Raw genomic sequence first — 25,589 nt, forward strand, 5'->3', positions numbered from 1 at the left:
GGGGCTACTTTCAACGGCACACCACATCCAAATGTGGGAGCGAGCAAGCCCGCTCCCACAATTTCAGACGGTGTCATCCAGATATTTCAGCGCGAACTTCTCGGTTGCCAGTCGTGCCGGCGCCAGCAAATGCGGCGCCACCAGCATCATGATCTGGTAGACCACCACCTGCACCTCGCCTTCACGATCAAGAATCCGCTGGTAATCCAACGAAAACAGCAGCGTCATGGTGATCTGCTCCACCAGTTGCCCCAGGGCCTGGGTGCTGCTGGCCAACTGACCCGCCGCCTTCAGTCGCGCCAGCAAAGACGCCAGTGTCCGCTTGAGCGCCGTCAGCAAGTTGCGAATGCCCTTGGCCAGCTTCGGCAAACGTCCCGCCAGGTTCGATAAGTCCTGGAACAAGAACCGGTAATGCGCCATGCGCTCGACGATCAGGTGCAGGAACAGCCAGTAATCCTCGGCTTCCAGTTGCGCGTCCGCTGGTGGGTCGAGCAGGGGCGCCAGCTCATTCTGGAAACGCTCGAACAACCCGAGCACCAGCGGCTCCTTGCCATGAAAGTGGTAGTAGAGGTTGCCGGGGCTGATCCCCATTTCATTGGCCACCTCCATGGTCGACACGTTCGGCTCGCCCTTCTGGTTGAACAACTGCAGGGCACATTCAAGGATACGGTCGCGGGTCTTCATCCAGTCTTCTTAATGTGATCGTTGAGCTCAGCGCACGCGCACGTAGGTGCCGGGTGCCGCTTCCATCGGTGGGTAGTTCTGGTTGCCCAGGGCAGTAAGGGTTTCCCGTTGCACGCCCGAGCGCTGCTGGATCCACGCCAGCCACAGCGGCCACCAACTGCCGTCGACGTGATTGGCGTCGTAGTACCAGGCGCGCGGGTCGCTGCTCAGCTTGGGGTTTTCGACGTAGTTAGCCTTGGGGTTGCCCGGCGGGTTGAGGATGCTCTGGATATGCCCGCTGTTGGACAGCACGAAGCGCCGTTCGCCGCCCAGCAATTGGGTGGAGCGATACACCGCATCCCACGGCGTGATGTGGTCGTTGATGCCCGCCACGCTGAAGCTGTCTACCGTGACCTTCTGCAAATCGATCGGTGTGCCGCACACTTCCAGGCCACCGGGATGGCTCAGCGGGTTGTGCTTGAAGAAGTCCAGCAGGTCGCCATGCAGCGCTGCCGGCAGTCGCGTGTTGTCGTTGTTCCAGTACAGGATGTCGAAGGCCGGCGGTTCCTTGCCCAGCAGGTAGTTGTTGATCCAGTAGTTCCAGATCAGGTCATTGGGCCGCATCCACGCGAACACCTTGGCCATGTCGCGACCGTCCAGCACGCCTTGTTGATAGGACCGGCGCTTGGCGGCTTCCAGGGTCTGCTCGTCGGCGAACAGGGTGGCGGGGCTGTCGATCTGGCTGTCCAGCAGGCTCACCAGGTAACTGGCGCTGGAGATGCGGCGCAGCTGGCGCTTGGCTTGCAGGTGGCCTTGCAGCGCGGCGATGGTCAGGCCGCCGGCGCAAGCGCCCATCAGGTTGACCTCACGAGCACCGGTGATCGCGCGGCACACGTTGAGTGCTTCCTCCAACGCAGCGACGTAGGTGGACAAGCCCCATTCGCGATGCCGCACATCCGGGTTGCGCCAACTGACCATGAAGGTCTGCAGGCCGTTTTTCAGGGCGTACTGCACGAAGCTATTAGCGGGGCTCAAGTCGAAAATGTAGTACTTGTTGATTTGCGGCGGCACGATCAGCAGCGGCTTGGCGTATTGCTTTTCGCTCATGGGCTTGTACTGGATCAGCTCCAGCAGCTCATTGCGAAACACCACGGAGCCGGGGGTGGTGGCGACCGTCTTGCCGACTTCGAAGGCGTGCTTGCTCACCTGGCGCGGCAGGCCATTGTTGTGCAGCAGGTCTTCGAACAGGTTGGTCACACCGCGCACCACGCTGTTGCCGCCGGAGTTGAGCAGCTCCTTGATCGCCAGCGGGTTGAGCAGGGTGTTGGAAGGGGAGACCGCATCGTTGATCAACGAGAAAGCAAAATGCGCACGGGCGCGGTCATCGGCGCTCAGGTTGCTGTCATCGATCCAGTGACGGGTCTGCTTCTGCCAGCTCAGATAGGCTTGCAGGCTGCGCCGGTACAGTGGGTTGAGCTTCCAGGTGGGGTCGGTGAAGCGGCCGTCGTTGGGGTTGGGTTCGTGCACGGTTTCACCGAGCAGCACGCGACCCAGTTGACCGCTCAACGCCCAGGCATGCCGAACGGTATGCACCGGGTTGCGCAAGCCATGGGCGGCCACGCTGCGCAGGGTCGACAGCAGGTCTCGACCGCGCAGGCCGGTGATCGCATTTTGCGCATTGATGAACGCGGCAGGGGTTGGCGCCGGGTTCGTCACGGGTCTTTCTCGCATGAGCCAACACTCCTTCGTCAAGCCATCAAACAGGCACGCCAATTCAGAACCATAGCCGGTTCTTGGCAAGTTGCGCGGCGGTGTGGTCCTTACACGGCCGGTCGCGGATGGATCACCGCGCGCATGCGCTCCTCTTCTAGAAACTTCATGATGATCGGCGCCACGGCCTCCGCCCGGGTGATCAGGAACAGGTGGCCGTCATCGATGATGTGCAACTGTGCGTTGGGAATGCGCCAGGCCAGCATGCGCATGTTGATCAGCGGGATCAGCGGGTCGTCGTCCCCCGCCAGCACCAGGGTGGGTTGGCGGATCTTGTGCAGCCAGTGGATGCTGGTCCAGCCCAGCCCGGCGAATAGCTGCCAGTAATAACCGAGCTTGCCAGCCGAACGCACTTTGCTCGCGTGTTCGGCGGCCAGTTGTGAGTCGCGGCGGAACGACCCCCCGTAGATCATCGGTGCAATGCGCACCACATGGGACGGTTGAATGTAACGGCGCGGACTTGCCATCAGCCACAACACTTTCGGTTTGCCCGGCACCATCACCGCACCTGCCGCCGTGGCCGCCAGGATCAGCTTCTTGCAGCGTTCCGGGTAGTCGTAGGCAAACTGCTGCGCCAACGCGCCGCCCCAGGACACGCCCACCGCGTTCACTTGGCCATAGTCCAGGTAATCGAGCATGCGTGCAGTGAGCTTGGCCAGACCGGGAAAGCGGTATGGCCGATTGGGCGTGGATGAACCGCCCACTCCGGGCACATCGAACGCGATCACTTCCAGGTCCGGGTCCAGCGCCTGGACGAACGGAAACACCAATTCAAGGTTGGCGCCGATGCCATTGAAGATCAGCAACGGCGTCAAGTGAGGCTTGCCCGGGCGCACCGCCGTGCGGATGGCCTGGCCATCCAGGTCGATGGTGCGGAAGATGAACGGTTGCGGCATGGGAAAGCCCTGTAGGTAATATCGATACCCTTTGTAGGAGCCGGCTTGCCGGCCTCCTACAGTGGGTTAGCGTTCATGCACATAAGTCCCTGGCGCCGCTTCGGCCGCGCCATAGGTTTTGTTACCCAGGCTCGTCGGCGCCTTCTTCAACTTGCCCGCCCGCTCCGCCTGCCACGCCTGCCAATGCAGCCACCACGAATCGGTGTGCTTGGTGGCATTCTCCTGCCAGTCCAGCGGTTTCGCCGTCAGGCTGTCGCTGGTCTGGTAACGCGCCTTGGGGTTGCCCGGCGGGTTGAGGATGCTTTGGATATGTCCGCTGCTGGACAACACGAACTCGACCTTGCCACCAAACAACTGCGCCGACTTGTAGCACGACTGCCACGGTGTGATGTGGTCATTGGTGCCGGCCAGTGAGTAGATATCGGCGGTGACCTGCTTGAGGTCGATGGGCGTGCCGCACACTTCCAGTGCGTTGGCTCGCACCAACGGGTTGTTCTTGAACAGCTCGATCAGGTCGCCGTGGAAGGCCGCCGGCAAACGTGTGGTGTCGTTGTTCCAGAACAGGATGTCGAACACCGGCGGTTCGTTACCCAGCAGGTAGTTATTGACCCAGTAGTTCCAGATCAGGTCGTTGGGGCGCATCCAGGCGAACACCTTGGCCATGTCGCGGCCTTCCAGCACGCCGGCCTGGTAGGAATGGCGCTTGGCCGCTTCCAGGGTCTGTTCGTCGACGAACAGCGCTACTTGGGTGTCCAGCGTCGTGTCGAGCACGCTTACCAGCAGGGTCAAGGCGTTGACCTTCTTCTCCCCAAGCGCCGCGTAGTGGCCGAGCAGTGCCGTGCAGGTGATGCCGCCGGAACAGGCGCCGAGCATATTCACATCTTTGCTGCCGGTAATCGCCGTGACCACATCCACCGCTTCCTTGAGCGCCTCGATATAGGTCGACAGGCCCCACTCGCGCTGAGCCTTGGTCGGGTTGCGCCAACTGACGATAAAAGTTTGCTGGTTATTGCGCAGGCAGAAGCGCGCCAGGCTCTTCTCCGGGCTCAGGTCGAATACATAGAATTTGTTGATCTGCGGCGGCACCACCAGCAGCGGGCGTTCGTGCACCTGTTCGGTGATCGGCTTGTACTGGATCAGCTCCAGCACATCGTTGCGAAACACCACCGCGCCTTCGGTCGTGCCCAGGGTCTTGCCCACTTCAAAGGCGCCCATGTTGACCTGGCTCGGCATGCCGCCGTTATGCACCATGTCCTTGGCCAGGTGGGACAAGCCATCGAGCAGGCTCTTGCCGCCGGTCTCGAAGAAGCGTTTGACCGCCGCCGGGTTGGCCGCGCTGTTGGTGGGGGCCATGGCTTCGGTCATCAGGTTGATCACGAAGTGGCCGCGGCTGATGTCCTGTTCCGACAGGTTGCTGTCGCCGATCCAGTCGTGCAGTTCCTTGCGCCACGCCAGGTAGGTTTGCAGATAGCGTTTGTAGAGCGGGTTCTGGCTCCAGGCCGGGTCCTGGAAACGACGGTCGTCGCTTTCGGGCGCCAGCGCTGATTTGCCGAACATCACGTTCTTCAACTCGACGCCAAAATGCGCGACGTGCTTGACGCTGTGCAGCGGTTGTTTGATGGCTTGGGTCAGCACCATCTTCGCCGAGGCGAGTAAATCCTTTTTACGTAACGCGATGATCGGGTTGAGCCCCAGGGTGTTTTCCGAGGCCTGGCGTTTCAAGTCATCGTTGTTCTTGTTACTCATCTACGACGCTCCATTGTCCGAAAGACGAGTACCGGGGACCGCTGCGCACCCAGTTTCGATACACAACACAAGCCTGGTACTGCGACTCGGGTGACCGTTGATACCGCATCGTCAAATGCAGGGAACTTGCCAATTCCATTGGTTACCCGAGTTTAATTTTTTTCGCAAGCGGACCAGTCGTTGGTCACGCGACAGGGCATTCAAGCAGATGAAATTAGAAAATGCCCTCTAAAGAGCAAGAGGCCTGGTCTAGAGCATCAGCCGTACGACCGACTGATCCGGATCGCGGGTTTTGCCGGCTGCTTTGAGTTCAGCCAGATAATCGGCCCACAACGCGTCCTGACGCACGGCCAGTTGGTAGAGGTAGTCCCAGGTGAACAGTCCGCTGTCATGGCCGTCGTCGAAGGTCAATTTCAGTGCGTACTGGCCGGCGGCTTCTACCTTGATCAACTTCACGTTGAGCTTGCCGAATTGCAGGATGGGTTTGCCATGCCCCTGGACCTCGGCGGAAGGCGAGTGGGTGCGCAGCAGTTCGGCGGGGAGTTGGTACACCTCGTCGGGCCCGTAGGTGAGGCCGAGGGTGTTGGAGGTTTTGTGCAGGTTTACAGCGGTGGGAAATTTAGTCATGGCGGGGATCCGTGCAGATCATGTAGGAGCCCGGCTTGCCGGCGATGGCGTTCTCAAGAACGCATCGCCGGCAAGCCGGGCTCCTACAAGGGGTTCACATGACTTACAGGATATAACGAGACAAGTCTTCGTTCTGTGCCAATTCGCCCAAGTGGCTGTTGACGTATTCAGCGTCGATCTTGATCTCTTCGCCATTCTGCGCGCCAGCCAAATCGCCAGCACTGAAGGACACCTCCTCCAGCAGACGCTCCAGCAAGGTGTGCAAACGACGGGCTCCGATGTTCTCGGTCTTCTCGTTGACCTGCCAGGCGATCTCCGCCAAGCGCTTGATGCCGTCCGGCTGGAACTCGATGCCCAGGCCTTCGGTTTTCAGCAGCTCACGGTATTGTTCGGTGAGCGACGCGTGTGGCTCGCTGAGGATGCGTTCGAAGTCGCCTGGGGTCAGCGCCTTGAGTTCCACGCGGATCGGCAGGCGGCCTTGCAGCTCCGGCACCAGGTCGCTTGGCTTGCTCAGGTGGAACGCACCGGAGGCGATAAACAGGATGTGGTCAGTCTTGACCATGCCCAATTTGGTGTTCACGGTGCAGCCTTCGATCAGCGGTAGCAGGTCGCGCTGTACGCCTTCGCGGGATACATCGACGCCGCCGGAGTTGCCGCGCTTGGCCACCTTGTCGATTTCGTCGATAAACACGATGCCGTGCTGCTCGACCGCTTCCAGGGCCTTGGCCTTGAGTTCTTCCTCATTCACCAGGCGCCCGGCTTCTTCGTCGCGCACCAGTTTCAAGGCTTCCTTCACCTTGAGCTTGCGGCTTTTCTTCTTGCCCTTGCCCATGTTGGCGAACAGGTTCTGCAACTGGCTGGTCATTTCCTCCATGCCAGGCGGGGCGGAGATATCGACGCCGGAGACTTCGGCGACTTCGATCTCGATTTCCTTGTCGTCCAACTGGCCTTCACGCAGGCGCTTGCGGAACAGCTGGCGGGTGTTGGAATCCGAGGCCGGCGCGGCGTCTTCGTTGAAACCCATGCGTGCCGGTGGCAGCAGGGCGTCGAGGATGCGTTCTTCGGCGGCGTCTTCGGCGCGGTGGCTGACCTTGGTCACTTCCTGTTCGCGCAGCATCTTCAGAGCGGCATCGGCCAGGTCGCGGATGATCGACTCGACGTCGCGGCCCACGTAGCCCACTTCGGTGAACTTAGTGGCTTCGACCTTGATGAACGGTGCATTGGCCAGCTTGGCCAGGCGACGGGCGATTTCGGTTTTACCGACGCCGGTAGGACCGATCATCAGGATGTTCTTAGGCGTCACTTCAACGCGCAGTTCTTCGGGCAGTTGCATCCGGCGCCAGCGGTTACGCAGCGCAATGGCTACGGCGCGCTTGGCATCGTCCTGGCCGATGATATGGCGGTTGAGTTCATGGACGATTTCGCGGGGAGTCATGGACATAGTGTTTGGCGGCCTCAAGCGGAATAAGCCTACGGCTTACTCGGCGAGGTCCTGCTCCTCAATGGTCTGGTTGTGATTGGTGAACACGCAGATATCACCGGCGATACCCAGGGCGGTCTCGACGATTTCGCGAGCCGACAGGTCGGTTTTCTTCAACAGTGCGCTGGCGGCCGCTTGGGCGTAGCCACCGCCGGAACCCATGGCGATCAGGCCATGCTCAGGCTCAACCACATCGCCGTTGCCGGTGATGATCAGGGAAGCGTCTTTGTTGGCGACGGCCAGCATGGCTTCCAGGCGGCTGAGGGAGCGGTCGGTGCGCCATTCTTTGGCGAGTTCAACCGCAGCGCGCACCAGGTGGCCCTGATGTTTCTCAAGTTGGCCTTCGAAGCGCTCGAAAAGGGTGAAGGCGTCGGCGGTAGCGCCGGCAAAGCCCGCGAGAACCTGGCCGTGGTACAGGCGACGCACTTTCTTGGCGTTGCCTTTCATCACGGTATTACCCAGGGAAACCTGGCCGTCGCCGCCCATGACGACTTTGCCGTGGCGACGTACTGAAACGATGGTGGTCAAGGGGAGAGTCTCCACGCAGCGGGGCGAAAATGCCCTGATGAAAACTCATATGGGGGTGGCGGGGGGGATTTCAACCGCGAGGGCAGTGTGCGGACGAGTGGTGTTTATCTTTCTGACACGCCGCAAAACAAAATGTGGGAGCGGGCTTGCTCGCGAATGCGGTGGGTCAGTCGCCGAAAATACTGACTGAAATACCGCTTTCGCGAGCAAGCCCGCTCCCACATGGTGCCTGCTGTGCTCTTAGAGTCAGCGACTCTGGCGTTGTTGTAACAACAGGTTGCTAAAGCCCGCGCCAGCCAGTTGTTTCTGCGCCACAGTCAGCTGTTCTCGGTTGCTGAACGGCCCCACCAGCACGCGATACCAGGTCGCATCCTTCACCGTGCCGGACTCCACCGTCACCGACTGGCCCAGCAGAATAATCTGCGCCCGCACGCGATCCGCATCCGCCTGTTTCGGGAACGAACCCGCTTGCAGGAAGAACTTGGTCACCGGCGCGGCCTTGGTTTCGGCAACCGGCGGCGCTGGCGGCGGCGTAATGCCGGCCAGCGCGGCCTGGGCACGTGCCGTGTCGATTTTCGCCGCTTCGGCAGGGGTGACTGGCGTGGTCGGCACTTGTGGCGTCGGCAGGGTTTTCTCCGGCACGGCGTCAGGCGGCACGATCACTTCCGATTCCGGCAGCAGCGTGTAGAAGTCGTACTTCGGCTTCACGGGCGCGGTCGGGCTCGGCGCCGTCTTGTTGGCTTCGGCCATTTTCGTGGCCTTCTGCTGTTCCTGCTTGACCCGTTTGACGTCATCGCCCTTGCCGGGATCCAGCTTCATCAGGAACACGATAAACGCGCCGACGGTGAGGCCGATCGCCATCCACAACCAGCCCGGGATTGGTTTCTTCGCCGGGGCCTGGTAGCGGCTGGCGCCGCGCTTGGGTGCAGGTTTTTTCTTGGCGGCCAACTTACATACGCTCCAGAGTTTCCAGGCCCAACAGCTCGAGGCCTTGCTTGAGGGTCCGTCCAGCCAGTGCAGCCAAGCGCAGGCGGCTTTGCTTCTGGGCTTCGTCGTCGGCGGTCAGGATCGGGCAGTTCTCGTAGAAGCTGGAGAACAGGCCGGCGACTTCGTACAGGTAGGTGCACAGGATGTGCGGCGTGCCTTTCTCACCGACGCTGTTCAGTACTTCGCCGAACTGCGCCAGTTTGGCGGCCAGTTCCTGTTCGTGCGGGGCGTCCAGCACGATCTGGCCTTCAACTTCGCTGAAGTCCTTGCCCAGCTTGCGGAACACGCCAGCCACACGGGTGTAGGCGTACAGCAGGTACGGCGCGGTGTTGCCTTCGAAGTTGAGCATCAGGTCGAAGTTGAAGCTGTAGTCGCTGGTGCGGTGCTTGGACAGGTCGGCGTATTTGACCGCACCAATGCCCACCACGCGAGCGATATTGCGCAGGTCGGCCTCGGCCAGCTCCGGATTCTTTTCCTTCACCAGGGTGTAGGCACGTTCCTGCGCTTCGGTGAGCAGGTCGATCAGCTTCACGGTGCCGCCGTCACGGGTCTTGAACGGGCGGCCATCGGCGCCGTTCATGGTGCCGAAGCCCATGTGCTCCATGTGCATCGGGTGGGTGACGAAACCCGCGCGACGCGCCACTTCGAACACCTGCTGGAAGTGCAGCGCCTGGCGTTGGTCGACAAAATACAAGGCGCGATCGGCCTTGAGCACGCCGCTGCGGTAGCGCACGGCGGCCAGGTCGGTGGTGGCGTAGAGGTAGCCGCCATCGGCCTTGACGATGATCACCGGCAGCGGCTCGCCGTCGGCGGTCTTGAATTCTTCGAGGAACACGCACTGCGCGCCGTTGCTCTCCACCAGCAGGCCCTTGGCCTTGAGGTCGTTGACCACATTCATCAGGTCGTCGTTGTAAGCGCTTTCGCCCATCACGTCGGCCATGGTCAATTTGACGTTGAGCAGCTCGTAGATTTCCTGGCAGTGAGACAGGGAAATGTCACGGAAACGGTTCCACAGTGCCAGGCACTCGGCGTCACCGGCTTGTAGCTTGACCACCAGGCCACGGGCGCGGTCGGCGAATTCTTCGGATTCGTCGAAGCGCTTCTTGGCGGCGCGGTAGAAGTTTTCCAGGTCCGACAGCTCGTTGCTGGTGATCGGGTTTTCTTGCAGGTAAGCCATCAGCATGCCGAACTGAGTGCCCCAGTCGCCGACGTGGTTCTGACGGATCACGTCGTCGCCGAGGAACTCCAGGACCCGCGCCGCGCCGTCGCCAATGATGGTTGAGCGCAGGTGGCCGACGTGCATCTCTTTGGCCAGGTTCGGCGCCGATAGGTCGACGACCACGCGCTGCAGCGGGCCGGCCTTGCGCACGCCGATCTTGGCGTCGGCCAGCGCCGCATCCAGGCGCGAAGCCAGGGCCTGGGTGTTCTGGAAGAAGTTGATGAAGCCAGGGCCGGCGATTTCAGCCTTGGTGACACTCTCGTCGGCAGGCAGCGCGGCGATGATTTTCTCTGCCAGGTCGCGTGGCTTCATGCCCGCGGGTTTGGACAGCATCATCGCGATGTTGCTGGCGAAGTCACCGTGGGTTTTGTCGCGGGTGTTTTCCACCTGGATCGCCGGCGTCAGGCCTTCAGGCAACACACCTTCGTTGACGAGTTGGGTGAGGGCTTGTTGGATCAGCTGGCGAATGGTGTCTTTCATGGTGTTCTCTTTCGACCGCAAGCGGTGGCGCGCGATGCGCAGGTGGAAAAACTGGGCATTATCCGTGGCGAGGGCGGGCTTGCCAACCTTCGCGGGACCTATGGCCAGGCTTAATACAAATCTACCGGGTCTACATCCAGCGACCATCGCACTTGGCGACCGCTGGGCATTTGCTCTAGGGCAAGCAACCAGCTACTTAAGAGCCGATGCAGCGGTGCGCGCGAGGTTGCCTGCAAGAGTAGCTGAGCACGATAACGCCCGGCGCGGCGCTCCATGGGGGCGGGCACCGGGCCGAGCAATTCGATGCCGCTCAGACCCAGTTCGCCGAGTAAACGTTCGGCGGCGCTGCATGCCTCATCCAGGAAACCTTCGGCCTGCCCCGGTTTATGGGCTTCGGCGCGCAACAGGGCCAAATGGGAAAAAGGCGGCAGGCCCGCGGCGCGACGTTCGCTCAGCGCCTGCTCGGCGAAGGCGAAGTAGCCTTGTTCGGTCAGCTGGATCAGCAGCGGATGGTCGGCCAAGTGGGTCTGGATGATCACCCGGCCCGGCTCTTCGGCGCGACCCGCACGGCCGGCGACCTGCACGATCAACTGCGCCATGCGCTCGCTGGCGCGAAAGTCCCCGGAAAACAGCCCGCCGTCGGCATCCAGGATCGACACCAGGGTCACCCGTGGGAAATGGTGCCCTTTGGCAAGCATCTGCGTGCCGATCAGGATGCACGGGTGGCCTTTCTGGATGGTGGCGAACAGCTGGTTCATCGCGTCTTTGCGCGAGGTGCTGTCGCGGTCGACCCGCAGCACCGGGTAATCCGGGAACAGAATGCCCAAGCGCTCTTCGGCCCGTTCGGTGCCGGCGCCCACCGGCCGCAGGTCGACTTTGCCGCACTGCGGGCAGTGGCGCGGTACACGTTCTACATGCCCACAGTGATGGCAGCGCAGCTCGCCGTAGCGCTGGTGCACGGTCATGCGCGCATCGCAGCGCTCGCACTCGGACATCCAGCCGCAGTCATGGCACAGCAGTGTCGGTGCAAAGCCGCGGCGGTTGAGAAACACCAAGACCTGTTGGCCAGCGGCGAGGGTCTGGCCGATGGCTTGTTGCATCGGCCCGGAAATACCGCTGTCCAGTGGACGGCTTTTGACGTCCAGGCGCAGGAATTTTGGCTGCTTGGCGCCGCCTGCACGCTCATTGAGGCGTAGGAGGCCGTAACGCCCCGTGTAGGCATTGTGCAAGCTCTCGAGTGATGGTGTGGCCGAGCCCAGCACAATCGGGATGTCTTCCTGGCGCGCACGCACCAGTGCCAGGTCGCGGGCGTGGTAACGCAAGCCTTCCTGCTGTTTATAGGAGCCGTCGTGCTCCTCGTCGATGATGATCAGCCCGGGATTCTTCATCGGGGTGAACAGCGCCGAGCGGGTGCCGATAATAATGTCGGCCTCGCCATCCCGTGCGGCCAGCCAGGATTCCAGGCGCTCACGGTCGTTGACGGCGGAGTGCACCAGGGCGATGCGCGCATTGAAGCGCTGTTCGAAGCGCGCCAGGGTCTGCGGGCCCAGGTTGATCTCGGGGATCAGTACCAGCGCCTGTTTGCCGGCCTGCAGAGTCTCGCGGATCAACTGCAGGTAGACTTCGGTCTTGCCGCTGCCGGTGACGCCGGCCAGGAGGAAGGCATGAAAACTGTCGAAACCTGCGCGAATGGCTTCATAGGCAGCGCGTTGCTCGGGGTTCAGCGGCAATTCCGGTTGGGCCAGCCAGTGTTCGTGGCGGGCATCGGGAGCGTGCTTGCGGATTTCCACCTGCACCAGGCCCTTGGCGAGCAACAGGTCGAGGCTGTCTTTGCTCAGCATCAGCTTGCTTAATAGCTGATGCGCCACGCCATGGGGATGCTGGGCCAGTGTCGCCAGGGCTTCACGCTGGCGCGGGGCGCGGGCGATACGCGGGTCGTCGAGACGCGCGCCGGGTGTCATCGACCAGAAACGTTCCTGACGCGCTTCGGCCAGTTCGCCCTGGCGCAACAGCACCGGCAGCGCCCAGCTCAACGTATCGCCAAGGCTGTGCTGGTAGTACTGGGCGGTCCACAGGCACAGTTTGAACAACGCCGGCGGCAGTGGCGGGGTGGCGTCGAGCATGGCCAGCGCGGGCTTGAGTTTTTCCGCAGGGACTTCGCTGTGATCCGCGACCTCTACCAATATGCCGATCATTTCCCGCCGACCAAACGGCACGCGCACGCGCATACCCGGCTGCAACTGTGCCCGCAGCACACCGGCCGGGGCCCGGTAATCGAACAGGCGGCGCAGGGGCGAGGGCAGGGCTAGGCGCAAAATGGCGTCGGGCACGCGGGGGGTCTCATATAAAGGCAGGCGGTGGCGCAGGGGCGGGAGCCTAGCAGACAGGGGAGGGCTTGGGTATGCCACGGTTTTCTGATGAAAGGCGGTTTTCAGCCGGATACGCGGCTTGCGCGATTAAAAAGGTCTGGTAGAATCCGCGGCCTAATTACGTGCGGTATTCGACAATAGTGTCGAGTGGCGGCACGCTAGCCCGAGGAAGTGCCATGAAAGCCGATATCCATCCAGCGTACGAAACCATCGAAGTCACCTGCAGCTGCGGCAACAAGTTCGAAACCCGTTCGAACCTGTGCAAGCCACTGGGTACTGACGTATGCAACGAGTGCCACCCGTTCTACACCGGTAAGCAGAAAACTCTGGACACCGGCGGCCGTGTACAGCGCTTCGCAGATCGCTTTGGTGCTTTCGGTGCCAAAAAGGCCTAAGGCCGATCAACTTGGGAGGCCGTTACGGTTTTTCCATGCTGATGAAAAAGGCGTCCCTTGTGGGCGCCTTTTTTGTGCCTGGAATTTGGCTCTCGGTTGCCCAGGCTCAGGGGGGCTGCCCTGCGCCGACCACGTTGGCCCGCGTGGAGGTGCAGCGCGTGGTGGATGGCGACACGGTGCGCCTCAAGGACGGCCGCAGTGTGCGGATGATCGGCCTCAATGCCCCCGAAACCGGCAAGAAGGGCCGTCCCGACGAGCCTTACGCGGTTGCGGCCCGCCAGCGTTTACAGGCATTGGTCGACGCGAGCGACGGCCGTGTCGGCTTGGTGCCTGGGCGCGAGAGCAAGGACCGCTACGGCCGCACGTTGGCCCACCTCTACGGCGCGGACGGCGAGAACCTTGAGGCGCAATTGCTGGCTGAAGGCCTGGGATTTCAGGTTGGAGTTGCGCCCAATACCGATCTTGTCGCCTGTCAGCAGGCCGCTGAAAACAGCGCACGTGATGCGCGGTTGGGCCTTTGGCGGCAATCGCCGGTACAAAACGTGGCGCAGCTCAAGCAGTCTGGCTTTGCTTTGGTCAGTGGCCAGGTGAGCAAGATCGAACGCAATCGCGGCGGAATCTGGATCGAAGTTCAGGGGGCAGTGGTATTACGCATTGCGCCCGACCTCGCCAAAAAATTCGACACCGCAGTGCTCAGTGGTCTGCAAGGCAAGACAATCGAAGCCCGTGGCTGGGTGCAGGATCGCGCCAACCGCGGCGGCCTGAAAAACGGGCAGGCACGCTGGATGCTGCCAGTGACCGACCCCGGCATGCTCAAATCGACGGATTAGGAAAAAATTGTAGACATTTTTTTAGTCGATTGTGAACAGTTGAGCCCTTGTATCCCGTGGCTCTTGGCCGAAAGTCGTAGCGCAGGGCCCTTGACACCTGTGACTGCCCAGTCTTGTAGGGACTTTGCGACACGCGTATCCTCGGCGGTCCGTCGACCAACAGTAAAAGCGGAATGCCGATATGTCTGATTTGAAAACTGCCGCTCTCGAATATCATGCCCATCCTCGTCCAGGAAAGCTGAGTGTAGAGCTCACCAAAGCCACTGCCACCGCTCGCGACCTGTCGCTGGCCTACAGCCCTGGTGTTGCCGAGCCCGTACGTGAAATCGCCCGCGACCCTGAACTGGCGTACAAGTACACCGGCAAAGGCAACCTGGTTGCAGTGATTTCCGATGGCACCGCGATTCTGGGCCTGGGCAACCTCGGCCCATTGGCTTCCAAGCCAGTCATGGAAGGTAAAGGCGTTCTGTTCAAGCGCTTTGCCGGCATCGACGTTTTCGACATCGAAGTCGATTCCGAAAGCCCGCAGGCTTTCATCGACACGGTCAAGCGCATTTCCATCACCTTCGGTGGCATCAACTTGGAAGACATCAAGGCGCCTGAGTGCTTCGAGATCGAAAAGGCCCTGATCGAACAGTGCGACATTCCGGTATTCCACGATGACCAGCACGGCACCGCGATCGTTACTGCGGCCGGCATGATCAACGCTCTGGAAATCGCTGGCAAAACTCTCGCCGACGCACAGATCGTCTGCCTGGGCGCCGGCGCTGCGGCCATCTCCTGCATGAAGTTGCTGGTGAGCATGGGCGCCAAGCTGGAAAACATCTTCATGGTCGACAGCAAAGGCGTGGTCCAGTCCGAGCGTACCGACCTGAACCAGTACAAGGCGATGTTTGCCCACGCGACCGACAAGCGCACCCTGGCTGACGCCCTCGACGGTGCAGACGTGTTCGTCGGCCTGTCCGGCCCGAACCTGCTGAGCGCTGAAGGCCTCAAATCCATGGCGGCCAACCCGATCGTGTTCGCCTGCTCCAACCCTGATCCAGAAATCTCTCCGGAACTGGCTCACGCCACCCGTAGCGACGTGATTATGGCGACCGGCCGTTCGGACTACCCGAACCAGGTCAACAACGTACTGGGTTTCCCGTTCATCTTCCGTGGTGCCCTGGACGTTCGCGCCAAGCGCATCAACGAAGAGATGAAAGTGGCTGCCGCCAACGCCCTGCGTGAACTGGCCAAGCTGCCGGTCCCTCAGGAAGTGTGCGACGCCTACGGCGGTATCAAGCTGGAATTCGGTCGTGAGTACATCATTCCGAAACCAATGGACAAGCGCCTGATCACCCTAATCTCCGATGCCGTGGCTAAAGCCGCTATCGAGACCGGCGTTGCTACCCTGCCGTATCCGAAGCACTACCCGCTGCAAAGCGTGGATGATGTGTTCAACGGCTAAGCCGTTGTAGCGCACCCACAAAAAAGCCCCGGCTCTCGCGAGTCGGGGCTTTTTTGTGGCGGATCTCTTTGTGCAGGGCAGGCTTGCTGTGCTGTTCAGGCTTGCTGTGGTGAGCAGGCCTTTGTGGTGAGTGGGCTTGTTGTGGTGAGTGGGCTTGTTGTGGTGAGCGGACTTGCCCCGCGCTGGGCTGCGAAGCAGCCCTAAAACCTGCCAACGCGTTTTAACTGGATGAATGCGATACTTGCATTAGGGCCGCTTCGCGCCCCAGCGCGGGGCAAGCCCGCTCACCACAAAAGCCCGTTCACCACGATAAGCCCTGGTTCCAACCTCAGAACAGGTCGATCGGCGCCGCCTCATCCGCTGGCAGCGGGCTGCCCGGCGCAACACCATTGCCCAGCTCGTTGACCGAAGGCGGCGTGTCTTCGCTCTTGAACAGTTCGAAGTACGCATTCGGCGTGCTTGGCGAGGCCGCGCGGCCACTCACCGGGTCGATACGCAAGCTAAGGATGCCTTCAGGCTCCGGCTGGGTGTGCGGCGGCTTGTCCTTCAGTGCCGCGCCCATGTAGCTCATCCAGATCGGCAGCGCGACAGTGCCACCAAACTCGCGGCGACCCAGGCTTTCCGGCTGGTCATAGCCGGTCCACACGGTGGTCACGTAATCGGCGTTGTAGCCGGAGAACCAGGCATCCTTGGATTCGTTGGTGGTACCGGTCTTGCCCGCAATATCCGGACGGCCCAGGGCCAGGGCGCGGCGGCCGGTACCCTTCTTGATCACGTCTTCCAGGATGCTGTTGAGGATGTAGGTGGTACGGCCATCCACGATGCGCTCGGCCACGGCGGGCGCCTGCGGTTCGGTTGCGGCAGCGTTGCCGGCAGGTGCGGTGCCTGGAGTCGGCTCAATGGTGATGCCGCCATTGCTCGGAGCCGCCAGTCCATCCGTCGCCGCCACGCCGTTGACCACATCACCCGGCACTCGCGGCGGGTTGGCGGTGAACAGGGTGTCGCCGTTACGGCTTTCAATCTTGTCGATCAGGTACGGCGCGATCTTGTAGCCGCCGTTGGCAAAGGTGCTCCAGCCGGTGGCGATTTCCATCGGCGTGAGGGTCGCGGTGCCCAGGGCCAGGGACAGGTTTGGCGGCAGGTCCGACTTGTTGAAGCCAAAGCGCGTCATGTAGTCGATGGTCTTGCCGACGCCCATGGCCTGCAGCAAGCGGATCGATACCAGGTTACGCGACTTGTACAGCGCCTCGCGGATACGGATCGGGCCGAGGAAGGTGTTGGTGTCGTTCTTCGGGCGCCACACCTTGTCCAGGTACTCATCGACAAACACGATCGGCGCATCGTTGACCAGGCTGGCGGCGGTGTAGCCGTTATCCAAGGCAGCGCTGTAGATGAACGGCTTGAAGCTCGAACCCGGCTGGCGCTTGGCCTGGGTGGCGCGGTTGTAATTGCTCTGCTCAAAGGCGAAGCCGCCGACCAGCGCGCGGATCGCACCGTTCTGCGGGTCCAGGGACACCAGGGCGCCTTGGGCCAGCGGCACTTGGCTGAACTTGAGGCTGTCGTCCTTCTGGCGTTGCACGCGGATCAAATCACCCACCTGGGCCACGTCAGACGGCTGCTTGGGCAGCGCACCCATACTGTTGGTGTTCAGGAACGGACGTGCCCATTTCATGCTGTCCCATGCCACGTGGGCTTCGCCGGTGCGGGTCAGCACCTGCACGCCATCTTTCTTCACCTGGGTGACGATGGCCGGCTCAAGGCCACTTATTGCGCGTTGCTTGCCCAGCTCGGTGGTCCACGCGCTCAGGGTCTTGCCCGGCAGGCGCGACTCAGGGCCGCGGTAGCCGTGGCGCTGGTCGTAGGTGATCAGGCCGGAGTGCACCGAGTCATTGGCGATTTCCTGCAGGTTGCTCGGCACCGTGGTTGTCACCCGGAAACCTTCGGTATAGGCCTCGCTGCCATAGCGGCCGACCATTTCGGCGCGCGCCATTTCGGCGATATAAGGCGCGTTCACCTCCGGCGTCGGAACGTGGTAGCTGGCGTTCAGCGGTTCGGCGATGGCGCTTTCGTAAGCGGCCTGGTCGATCTTGCCCAGCTTGTACATGCGACCCAGGATCCAGTCGCGACGTTCTTTGCTGCGCGCCGGGTTGGCCAGTGGGTTGAAGCGTGAAGGGGCTTTGGGCAGGCCGGCAATCATGGCCATCTGCGCCAGGCTGGCGTCACGGATGGACTTGCCGTAGTAGACCTGGGACGCCGCCTCGATCCCGTAGGCACGGTTGCCCAGGTAGATCTTGTTGACGTACAGCTCAAGGATCTCGTCCTTGGTCAGCTGGCGTTCGATCTGCAGCGCCAGGAGGATCTCGGTGGCTTTACGCGAGAAGCTGCGCTCGCTGGTGAGGAAGAAGTTCTTCGCCACCTGCATGGTGATGGTGCTGCCGCCGGACTGAATGTGTCCGCTTTTTACCAGTTGTGTCGCCGCACGCACCAGGCTGCTGGGGTCGACGCCATAGTGGTTGGCAAAATTATCGTCTTCGGCCGACAGCAGGGCGCTGATGAAATTGGGCGGAATATCGGCAAAACGGATCGGTGTGCGGCGCATTTCGCCGAACTCCGCGATCAGTTTTTCATCGCTGCTGTAGACCCGCAAAGGAATCTGCAACTGGATACTTCTGAGGGCCTCTACGGAGGGCAAACCCGGACTAAGGTAGAGGTAGGCCCCGCTGAGCACGAGCAGCAGCCCGCAAACGATGGCGACAATGGAGTACCCGAAAAACTTCAGCAGACGAATCAAGGCTTTTGGATTTCCAGAGAAAAGAATGAGTTAGGCGTCGGGGCATGCATGGCAAACGATGGATCGACCCGAGCGGCAGATAAAAAGCGGAAAAAAACGCTGGGCATTAAAGCATTTTTCGACTTGGGACGTCATTCGCACCTGTTCGACAGTCGACCGAATGCATGGCGCCCAGCGGCAATCAGGCGGTATGACAGGCAAAGCTTTAGGGAGTTTTATGGGAAAGGGATTTTTCACGGGAAAAGCCGGCACCTTGCTGGGTGTCGACATCAATGACACGGCCATCCGCTTGATCGAGCTGGGCCGTTCACCTTCAGGCTACAACGTTCGAGGCTACGTCACGCAGGCACTGCCGACGCAGGCGGTAGTCGACGGCACACTTTTTGATCTCGATGGCGTAGGGCGCTCCCTGCGCAGCGCGTGGTCGCGGTTGTCGACATCGGTTCGTGGTGCTGTCGCTGCTGTGTCCGGGCCCTCGGTGATCACGCGGATGATCGAGATGGACGCTGGGCTCTCAGATGATGAGATGACCTGGATGATCCAGATGGAGGCAGACCAGTACATTCCCTATCCGCTGGATGACGTCGCTATCGACTTTCAAGTGCGCGGGCCAACGGCCCTGGATCCGAATCGGGTCGAGGTATTGCTGGCCGCATGCTTGAAGGAGCACGTAGAAGCCCGCGAGGCAGTTTTGGCCCTGGCGGGGCTGGTGCCGAAGGTGATCGATATCGAAGCGTTTGCATTGGCGCGCGCTTGCCGTCAGGATTTCGCCAGCTTCACGCCGAGCCATCGCGTCGATGGTGCACAATGGGCCGTGGATGCCCAGGGGATGGGAATTGCTTGCGGGTTGGCCCTGAGGAGTTTCGCTTGAAGACACGAATCAACCTACTGCCTTGGCGTCAGGCGCTGGCAGAGCGGCGACGCAAGTATCTACTGGCGGGCTTGCTGGTGTTCGCCTGTGCCGCGCTCGCGGCCGTGTGGCTGGCGGACCAGGTGATCGACCAGGCCATCGATCGCCAAGTAACCCGCAATGACCATCTGGGTAAGGAGGTCGTCGGCCTGGATTCACGTATCAAGACCATTGATGACCTGCAGGAGCAAAGCCAGCAATTGGCGCAACGCATGAAGGTCGTGCAGGACCTGCATGATGCCCGCTCGCCAGGTGCGCAGCTATTGGACCAACTGGCGCGCGCGGTCCCCGACGGCGTGCACCTGCATGAAGTGGTGGCCAAGGGCGATACGGTGAGTATCAGCGGCAGCGCTGAGTCCAGCCAGGACATCGCCCAATTGATGCGCCGCCTGGAAGCGGCGGAAGGTGCCCATTCCACGCGGTTGCAACATGTGCGAACGGATGGCGCGCGCGGCAACAATGAATTCCAACTGATGGTGCGTCAGGGAGAGTCCTCCGAGGCTCAACCTTGAGCCTGCCAAGGCTCAATCTTTCCGCACTCACTCACAACACCGCAAAATGGCCCCTACCTGGCAAGGCCCTGTTGGGCTGTGCGCTGGCGGGCGTGGTGTTTGTGGTGGGCGACCTTGTGTACCTGAGCCCCTCGCGGGAACGGTTGCTCCAGGTCGAGGCGCGGGAAGTGGCCCTGAAACAGCAAATCGCACAAAAGACTGGCCTGGCCGCCAGCCTTGAAGCGCGTACACAGCAGCTCCAACGGATGCAAGCGAAGGTCGATGAGCTTTTGCAGGCGTTGCCTGGCGAGTCCGAAATGCCTGGTTTATTGGAAGATATCGCGCGTCTGGCACTGGCCAACGGGTTGCTGGTCGAGAGCGTCACGCCGTTGGATGAGCAGTCTCAGCCGTTCTTTCACGAACAGCCTGTGCAAATCGGCGTCGCGGGGGCTTATCACGACCTGGCAATGTTCCTGACGGGCTTGGGTGGCTTGTCGCGAATCGCTACGGTGCACGATGTGGCCCTGCGACGTGATGGCAGGCTGTTGCGCCTTGACCTGCTGGCCAAGACTTACTGGCATGCGCAGGGTAGTGGGGCGCTTGTACGGCGACAGCTCTTTGTCTATGACTCGTCCGGGTTGCGTGATCCATTTCAACGGCTCGCGGTGCAGGTCGACCCTCTGAAAGGGCGACCGGTCCGGACGCCGGACCTTGCCCGGCCACGTGGCGTGCTGGAAAGCCTTGCGGTGGACCAGTTTGAAATGGTCGGCACGCTGTCCCGTGGGGTGCAGGTTTTTGCCTTGCTACGTGCGGCCTCCAAGGTGCACCGCCTGGCGGTCGGGGACTACCTGGGGCCGAACCATGGGCGGGTCACGGCCATTCATGAGCGCGCTATAGAACTGGTCGAACTGTTTCCCGATGGTCAGGGGGCATGGCTGGAGCGCCCGCGAACCCTGTTGTTAAACATCAACTCATAACGGAATCAAACAATGAAAAGGACTTTCTCGTCCTTCGGTGTGGCGCTATGGATAGCGTTCACGGCACCGATGGCTGCTGCTGTGCCCAATCGTGTGGATCTGATCCACTTGCCGCCTCCCGGCGTCGCCACACTGAGCGCCTACACAGGCGACAAGCTGACCCTCAACTTCCAGAGCATCGAGTTGCGCACGGCGTTGCAACAAATTGCTGATGTGGCGGGCCTCAATCTGGTTGCCAGTGACGATGTGCAAGGCTCGATCACCCTGCGCCTCAAGGAGGTGCCCTGGGACCAGGCGCTGGACCTGGTGCTGCAAGCCAAGGGCCTGGACAAGCGGGTGAAGGCCGGTGTGTTGCTGGTGGCGCCGGCTGAGGAGCTGGCTGCGCGTGAACTGCTCACGCTGGAATCGCGCAAGCAGATGGCCGAATTGGCACCGTTGCGCCGGGAACTGCTGCAAGTCAATTACGCCAAGGCGGCGGACCTGGCCAAGTTGTTCCAGTCGGTCACCGGCCTTGAGGGTGTGACCGAAGAGCGGGGTTCGGTGGCGGTGGATGATCGCACCAACAACATCATTGCCTACCAGACCGTTGAGCGGCTGGAGGAGCTGCGCCGGATCGTGGCGCAGCTGGATATTCCGGTACGCCAGGTGATGATCGAGGCGCGAATTGTCGAGGCCAATGTCGATTACGACAAAAGCCTGGGCGCGCGTTGGGGTGGGCGGCTCAATCGGGGCAACTGGGGCGCGGGGGGCATTCCGAAACCTCGGCCTGAAGGCGCGGAACCGCAGGAAAACCCACCCAGTTCACCCTTTGTGGACCTTGGATCACTCACCGGCACCTCGGGCCTGGGCATCGCCTTTATCACCGACAACCTGCTGCTGGACCTGGAGCTCACTGCCATGGAGAAAACCGGCAACGGCGAAATCGTCTCGCAACCCAAGGTGGTCACGTCCGACAAGGAAACCGCGCGTATCCTCAAAGGCACCGAGATTCCCTATCAGGAATCCAGCTCCAGTGGCGCCACGTCGGTTTCATTCAAGGAGGCCTCGCTGTCGCTGGAAGTCACCCCGCAAATCACCCCGGATGACCGCGTGATCATGGAGGTCAAGGTCACCAAGGATGAGCCCGACTACCTGAACAAACTCAACGACGTGCCGCCGATCAAGAAGAACGAGGTCAACGCCAAGGTGTTGGTCAAGGATGGTGAGACCATCGTCATCGGCGGGGTTTTCTCCAATACCCAAAGCAAAGTGGTAGATAAAGTGCCATTTTTAGGCGATGTGCCGTATCTTGGCCGCCTTTTCCGGCGCGATGTGCTGGCGGAGAAAAAATCCGAGCTGCTGGTATTCCTGACTCCGCGTATTATGAATAACCAGGCGATTGCTGTGAGTCGTTGATTCTGTGCGAAATTTGATTCTTGTAGGACCGATGGGGGCTGGAAAAAGCACCATCGGCCGTTTGCTGGCCAAAGAGCTGCGCCTGCCGTTCAAAGATTCCGACAAGGAAATTGAATTGCGCACGGGTGCCAATATCCCATGGATCTTCGATAAGGAAGGCGAACTGGGCTTTCGTGACCGCGAGCAGGCGATGATCGCCGAGCTGTGCGGCTGCGATGGCGTGGTATTGGCGACCGGCGGCGGCGCAGTGATGCGTGATGAAAACCGCCGCGCGTTGCATGCCGGTGGTCGGGTGGTCTATCTGCATGCCTCGGTCGAGCAGCAGGTGGGCCGCACCGCCCGCGATCGCAATCGCCCGTTGTTACGCACAGCCAACCCGGAGAAAACCCTGCGGGACCTGCTCACGCTGCGCGATCCGCTGTATCGGGAAATCGCCGATCTGGTGGTAGAAACCGATGAGCGGCCACCGCGGATGGTGGTTCTCGACATTCTTGAGCGCCTGCATCGGCTGCCACCCCGTTAAAGCCAGGCTCGAAATGCGCTATTCTCGGCGGCGCGCTATCACCCTGTGGGGTGTGGCGTAGAGCCATCAGGTGACGTCAGAACGTGATGTCATCGGTCGTCACTCCATCTCTAACGCGGGGACACATGCAGACACTTAAGGTCGATCTAGGCGAGCGCAGCTACCCGATCCATATTGGCGAAGGTCTGTTGGACCAGCCCGAGTTGCTCGCACCGCATATTGCCGGGCGGCAAGTGGCGATCATCTCCAACGAAACGGTCGCGCCGCTGTATCTTGAGCGTCTGAGCCGCAGCCTGTCGGCTTATTCGGTGATCTCCGTGATCCTGCCCGACGGCGAAGCCCACAAAAACTGGGAAACCCTGCAACTGATCTTTGATGGCCTGCTGACCGCACGTCATGACCGCCGCACCACCGTGATCGCCTTGGGCGGCGGTGTGATCGGCGACATGGCCGGCTTTGCAGCGGCCTGCTACCAGCGTGGCGTGGACTTTATCCAAGTGCCGACCACCTTGCTGTCCCAGGTCGATTCGTCGGTGGGCGGCAAGACCGGCATCAACCACCCGCTGGGCAAGAACATGGTGGGCGCGTTCTACCAGCCTCAAGCCGTGCTGATCGACACTGCGACCCTCAACACCTTGCCGCCGCGCGAGCTGTCGGCGGGCCTGGCGGAAGTCATCAAGTACGGGTTGATCTGCGACGAGCCGTTCCTGACCTGGCTGGAAGAACACGTGGATGCCCTGCGCAACCTCGACCAGGCGGCACTCACCGAAGCGATTTCGCGCTCCTGCGCCGCCAAGGCGCTGGTGGTGAATGCCGACGAACGGGAGTCTGGTGTACGCGCTACCCTGAACCTGGGCCACACCTTCGGCCATGCGATCGAAACTCACATGGGCTATGGTGTGTGGTTGCATGGGGAGGCCGTAGCTGCTGGCACTGTGATGGCACTGGAGATGTCGCAGCGCCTGGGCTGGATCAGCGCCCAGGAGCGTGATCGTGGCATCCGCTTGTTCCAGCGCGCCGGTTTGCCGGTCATTCCGCCGGAGGAGATGACTGAGGCGGATTTCCTCGAACATATGGCAATAGACAAGAAAGTGATCGACGGTCGACTGCGACTGGTGCTGCTGCGTCATATGGGCGAAGCGGTGGTGACCGACGATTATCCGAAAGAGATTTTACAGGCCACGCTGGGAGCGGATTACCGCGCCCTGGCCCAGCTTAAAGGTTAATAAGATCCCGATGACTAGTTTGCATGCCGACGAGGCGTTCCTCGGCCATTACCAGTTAAGCCACGACCCTTTTGCTCCACGGGTGCCTGGCTTCAAATTTTTCCCGGCCCAGCGCAAGCCTGTGCTTGGCCAACTGCACCACCTCGCGCGCTACAGCCAACTGCTGCTGGTCGTGACCGGCCCGCTGGGCAGCGGCAAGACCTTGCTGCGCCAGGCCCTGGTGGCCAGCACCAACAAACAGTCGGTACAGAGTGTAGTGGTATCGGCCCGTGGTGCCGGTGATGCCGCAGGCGTGCTGCGCCAGGTTGCCCAGGCGCTGGACGTGGCCACTGCCGAGCCGAATGCGATCCTCAAGCAAGTGGTGCAACTGGGCCTGACCGGCCAGGAAGTCTACCTGCTGGTGGATGACGCCGAGCAGCTCGACGAATCCGCCCTGGAAGCGCTGCTGGCGCTGGCAGCCGGCACGCCGGAAGGTCGCCCGCACGTGTTCCTGTTTGGTGAGTCGTCGCTGATCGCCGAGCTCGAGCAGATCAGCGGTGACCAGGAGCTGTTCCACGTCATCGAGCTGCAGCCGTACGAAGAGGAAGAAACCCGCGAATACCTGGCTCAACGCCTTGAGGGCGCAGGGGCCGGTATCGAACTTTTCTCCGCTCAGCAGATCTCTGATATTCACGAAAGCTCCGACGGCTGGCCTGGCACCATCAACCAGGTTGCCCGCGATGCGATGATCGAAGCCATGATTGCCAGCCGCACTGCGGTCAAGCGTCCAAAGATGGGGTTCACTATGCCTAAGAAACACGTATTGGCTATTTCCGCCGTTGTCGTGGTCGCTGTCGCCGCCGCCTGGTTGATCCCAGGCCGCAGCAAGGCACCGACGACTGCCGGCGCGCCAACCGAACAGGCGCAGTTGCCACTGGGCAAACCCACGCCAAACGTCGAATTCGCCAACTCCGGCCAACCGACCAATCTGCCGATGGTCGGCCAACCGGTGATGCGTGGTCCGCTTGCCGAAGAAGCCGGTGGCATCTCCGAAGGCGACGACGGCGTGCCGGTGGAAGGCTCCAGCGCCACTCCACCAACCGTGACCACCACTGCGCCGCCTGCGGGCGTGCCAGCCGGTCAGCCGGCTGCGGTTGCCAAGCCGACCCCGACCCCGGCGCCGACCGTTGCCACCGCCAAACCTGCGCCTGCGCCTGTGACCAAGCCGGTCGCGCCTGCGCCAGTCGCCAAGCCAGCCCCGGCTCCGGCTGCCAAGCCTGCTGAAAAGCCGGCCGCCACCGTTGCCAAAGCCGGCGCCGCTGGCAGCAGCTGGTACGCCAGCCAGCCAACCGGCAACTTCGTGGTGCAGATTCTCGGCACCAGCTCCGAAGCCAACGCCCAGGCGTTCGTGAAAGAGCAGGGCGGCGAGTACCGTTATTTCAAGAAAGTGCTCAACGGCAAGCCTCTCTACGTGATCACCTACGGCAACTTCTCCAGCCGTGCAGCCGCCGATTCTGCGATCAAAACCTTGCCAGCGAAGGTCCAGGCTGGTAAACCTTGGCCTCGCACTGTTGCCAGCGTTCAACAAGAACTCGCAACAACTCGCTGAAGATTCGGCGGCCTTACCCAGGCCGCCCTCCCGGCACCTCAAAAAAATCCGCAAGTGCGTGCTGCCCTTACAGGCCGCGCGCTTTGTGGTGTCTGCGTCACAGTAGCTTTTGAGTCGTAGCGGTCAGAATTAAAAAAGTTTTGACTAGCACAGCATATCGCTTTAAACCTTTCATAAATGCGACATAGATTTGCGACATTTCGTCGCTAAATTTGTGAGCGTCTGTGTCGGTGTGTACAATGACCTCC

At 61.3% G+C, this 25,589-nt stretch carries 20 protein-coding genes and 1 pseudogene; 10 read left to right on the forward strand and 11 right to left on the reverse strand.

Features of this window, described 5'->3' with window-relative positions; genetic code table 11:
• Positions 1 to 63: 63 nt before the first annotated feature.
• The 10 genes from U367_RS0101315 to U367_RS0101360 form a co-directional block, all read right to left on the reverse strand.
• Positions 64 to 684 carry a TetR/AcrR family transcriptional regulator gene (locus U367_RS0101315; protein ID WP_028615408.1) on the reverse strand — a complete coding sequence of 207 codons (621 nt, stop codon included), beginning with the start codon at positions 682 to 684 and terminating at the stop codon, positions 64 to 66.
• Between the two features lie 27 nt (positions 685 to 711).
• A complete protein-coding gene (gene phaC, locus U367_RS0101320) occupies positions 712 to 2,394 on the reverse strand; it encodes a class II poly(R)-hydroxyalkanoic acid synthase (protein ID WP_028615409.1) in 1,683 nt (560 codons plus the stop codon).
• An 89-nt stretch (positions 2,395 to 2,483) separates the two neighbouring features.
• On the reverse strand, positions 2,484 to 3,329 hold the full coding sequence (phaZ, locus tag U367_RS0101325) for a poly(3-hydroxyalkanoate) depolymerase (RefSeq protein ID WP_028615410.1): 846 nt from the start codon (positions 3,327 to 3,329) through the stop codon (positions 2,484 to 2,486).
• A 66-nt stretch (positions 3,330 to 3,395) separates the two neighbouring features.
• On the reverse strand, positions 3,396 to 5,075 hold the full coding sequence (gene phaC, locus U367_RS0101330; RefSeq protein ID WP_028615411.1) for a class II poly(R)-hydroxyalkanoic acid synthase: 1,680 nt from the start codon (positions 5,073 to 5,075) through the stop codon (positions 3,396 to 3,398).
• Between the two features lie 249 nt (positions 5,076 to 5,324).
• Complete coding sequence (locus U367_RS0101335; RefSeq protein ID WP_028615412.1) at positions 5,325 to 5,702, reverse strand: gamma-butyrobetaine hydroxylase-like domain-containing protein; 378 nt, start codon at positions 5,700 to 5,702, stop codon at positions 5,325 to 5,327.
• Positions 5,703 to 5,805: 103 nt separating this feature from the next.
• Entirely contained in the window at positions 5,806 to 7,143 is a 1,338-nt protein-coding gene (gene hslU, locus U367_RS0101340; protein ID WP_028615413.1) for an ATP-dependent protease ATPase subunit HslU, read from the reverse strand.
• A 36-nt stretch (positions 7,144 to 7,179) separates the two neighbouring features.
• On the reverse strand, positions 7,180 to 7,710 hold the full coding sequence (gene hslV / locus U367_RS0101345; RefSeq protein WP_003171209.1) for an ATP-dependent protease subunit HslV: 531 nt from the start codon (positions 7,708 to 7,710) through the stop codon (positions 7,180 to 7,182).
• A 246-nt stretch (positions 7,711 to 7,956) separates the two neighbouring features.
• A complete protein-coding gene (locus U367_RS0101350; protein ID WP_025858692.1) occupies positions 7,957 to 8,658 on the reverse strand; it encodes an SPOR domain-containing protein in 702 nt (233 codons plus the stop codon).
• A gap of 1 nt (position 8,659) precedes the next feature.
• Positions 8,660 to 10,396 (reverse strand): arginine--tRNA ligase, encoded by a 1,737-nt coding sequence (gene argS, locus U367_RS0101355; protein ID WP_028615414.1) that lies wholly within the window; start codon positions 10,394 to 10,396, stop codon positions 8,660 to 8,662.
• Between the two features lie 110 nt (positions 10,397 to 10,506).
• A complete protein-coding gene (locus tag U367_RS0101360; RefSeq protein ID WP_028615415.1) occupies positions 10,507 to 12,726 on the reverse strand; it encodes a primosomal protein N' in 2,220 nt (739 codons plus the stop codon).
• A gap of 215 nt (positions 12,727 to 12,941) precedes the next feature.
• Between U367_RS0101360 and rpmE the strand changes: the two genes are divergently transcribed.
• The 3 genes from rpmE to U367_RS0101375 all read left to right on the forward strand — a co-directional run bounded on the left by rpmE (position 12,942) and on the right by U367_RS0101375 (position 15,440).
• The gene (gene rpmE / locus U367_RS0101365) at positions 12,942 to 13,160 is read left to right on the forward strand and encodes a 50S ribosomal protein L31 (RefSeq protein WP_010213765.1); all 219 of its coding nucleotides are present in this window, start codon (positions 12,942 to 12,944) and stop codon (positions 13,158 to 13,160) included.
• Positions 13,161 to 13,195: 35 nt separating this feature from the next.
• Positions 13,196 to 13,990 carry a thermonuclease family protein gene (locus tag U367_RS0101370; RefSeq protein ID WP_028615416.1) on the forward strand — a complete coding sequence of 265 codons (795 nt, stop codon included), beginning with the start codon at positions 13,196 to 13,198 and terminating at the stop codon, positions 13,988 to 13,990.
• Between the two features lie 181 nt (positions 13,991 to 14,171).
• On the forward strand, positions 14,172 to 15,440 hold the full coding sequence (locus U367_RS0101375; RefSeq protein ID WP_016979185.1) for a malic enzyme-like NAD(P)-binding protein: 1,269 nt from the start codon (positions 14,172 to 14,174) through the stop codon (positions 15,438 to 15,440).
• Between the two features lie 328 nt (positions 15,441 to 15,768).
• On the opposite strand, the gene U367_RS0101380 is transcribed toward U367_RS0101375, so the two are convergent.
• Positions 15,769 to 18,228 (reverse strand): penicillin-binding protein 1A, encoded by a 2,460-nt coding sequence (locus tag U367_RS0101380; protein ID WP_372514792.1) that lies wholly within the window; start codon positions 18,226 to 18,228, stop codon positions 15,769 to 15,771.
• 220 nt (positions 18,229 to 18,448) lie between these two features.
• Between U367_RS0101380 and pilM the strand changes: the two genes are divergently transcribed.
• The 7 genes and pseudogenes from pilM to U367_RS0101415 all read left to right on the forward strand — a co-directional run bounded on the left by pilM (position 18,449) and on the right by U367_RS0101415 (position 25,341).
• Complete coding sequence (gene pilM / locus U367_RS0101385; protein WP_028615418.1) at positions 18,449 to 19,102, forward strand: type IV pilus assembly protein PilM; 654 nt, start codon at positions 18,449 to 18,451, stop codon at positions 19,100 to 19,102.
• Positions 19,099 to 19,653, forward strand: a complete 555-nt coding sequence (locus U367_RS0101390) for a PilN domain-containing protein (protein ID WP_028615419.1) — start codon at positions 19,099 to 19,101, stop codon at positions 19,651 to 19,653. The genes pilM and U367_RS0101390 overlap by 4 nt, the downstream gene beginning before the upstream one ends.
• Positions 19,650 to 20,609, forward strand: coding sequence for a pilus assembly protein PilP (locus U367_RS0101395; RefSeq protein ID WP_028615420.1), 960 nt, complete (start codon positions 19,650 to 19,652; stop codon positions 20,607 to 20,609). Before U367_RS0101390 ends, U367_RS0101395 begins: the two co-directional genes overlap by 4 nt.
• 138 nt (positions 20,610 to 20,747) lie before the next feature.
• Positions 20,748 to 22,004 (forward strand): annotated as a pseudogene (locus U367_RS0101400) (type IV pilus secretin PilQ); the annotation flags it as partial.
• A 4-nt stretch (positions 22,005 to 22,008) separates the two neighbouring features.
• On the forward strand, positions 22,009 to 22,527 hold the full coding sequence (gene aroK / locus U367_RS0101405; RefSeq protein WP_028615422.1) for a shikimate kinase AroK: 519 nt from the start codon (positions 22,009 to 22,011) through the stop codon (positions 22,525 to 22,527).
• A gap of 125 nt (positions 22,528 to 22,652) precedes the next feature.
• A complete protein-coding gene (aroB, locus tag U367_RS0101410; RefSeq protein ID WP_028615423.1) occupies positions 22,653 to 23,753 on the forward strand; it encodes a 3-dehydroquinate synthase in 1,101 nt (366 codons plus the stop codon).
• Positions 23,754 to 23,763: 10 nt separating this feature from the next.
• Complete coding sequence (locus U367_RS0101415; protein ID WP_028615424.1) at positions 23,764 to 25,341, forward strand: SPOR domain-containing protein; 1,578 nt, start codon at positions 23,764 to 23,766, stop codon at positions 25,339 to 25,341.
• Positions 25,342 to 25,589: the final 248 nt, after the last annotated feature.

The sequence above is a fragment of the Pseudomonas canadensis genome (assembly GCF_000503215.1).
GTDB classification, from domain to species: domain Bacteria; phylum Pseudomonadota; class Gammaproteobacteria; order Pseudomonadales; family Pseudomonadaceae; genus Aquipseudomonas; species Aquipseudomonas canadensis.

Excerpts from the sequence above, each read along its gene's own strand:
- phaC (WP_028615411.1), bottom strand. The coding sequence starts at position 5,075 with ATGAGTAACAAGAACAACGATGACTTGAAACGCCAGGCCTCGGAAAAC.
- pilM (WP_028615418.1), top strand. The coding sequence starts at position 18,449 with ATGGGAAAGGGATTTTTCACGGGAAAAGCCGGCACCTTGCTGGGTGTC.
- U367_RS0101415 (WP_028615424.1), top strand. The coding sequence starts at position 23,764 with ATGACTAGTTTGCATGCCGACGAGGCGTTCCTCGGCCATTACCAGTTA.
- argS (WP_028615414.1), bottom strand. The coding sequence starts at position 10,396 with ATGAAAGACACCATTCGCCAGCTGATCCAACAAGCCCTCACCCAACTC.
- U367_RS0101315 (WP_028615408.1), bottom strand. The coding sequence starts at position 684 with ATGAAGACCCGCGACCGTATCCTTGAATGTGCCCTGCAGTTGTTCAAC.
- hslU (WP_028615413.1), bottom strand. The coding sequence starts at position 7,143 with ATGTCCATGACTCCCCGCGAAATCGTCCATGAACTCAACCGCCATATC.
- U367_RS0101370 (WP_028615416.1), top strand. The coding sequence starts at position 13,196 with ATGCTGATGAAAAAGGCGTCCCTTGTGGGCGCCTTTTTTGTGCCTGGA.
- phaZ (WP_028615410.1), bottom strand. The coding sequence starts at position 3,329 with ATGCCGCAACCGTTCATCTTCCGCACCATCGACCTGGATGGCCAGGCC.
- rpmE (WP_010213765.1), top strand. The coding sequence starts at position 12,942 with ATGAAAGCCGATATCCATCCAGCGTACGAAACCATCGAAGTCACCTGC.
- U367_RS0101335 (WP_028615412.1), bottom strand. The coding sequence starts at position 5,702 with ATGACTAAATTTCCCACCGCTGTAAACCTGCACAAAACCTCCAACACC.
- aroB (WP_028615423.1), top strand. The coding sequence starts at position 22,653 with ATGCAGACACTTAAGGTCGATCTAGGCGAGCGCAGCTACCCGATCCAT.
- phaC (WP_028615409.1), bottom strand. The coding sequence starts at position 2,394 with ATGCGAGAAAGACCCGTGACGAACCCGGCGCCAACCCCTGCCGCGTTC.
- U367_RS0101375 (WP_016979185.1), top strand. The coding sequence starts at position 14,172 with ATGTCTGATTTGAAAACTGCCGCTCTCGAATATCATGCCCATCCTCGT.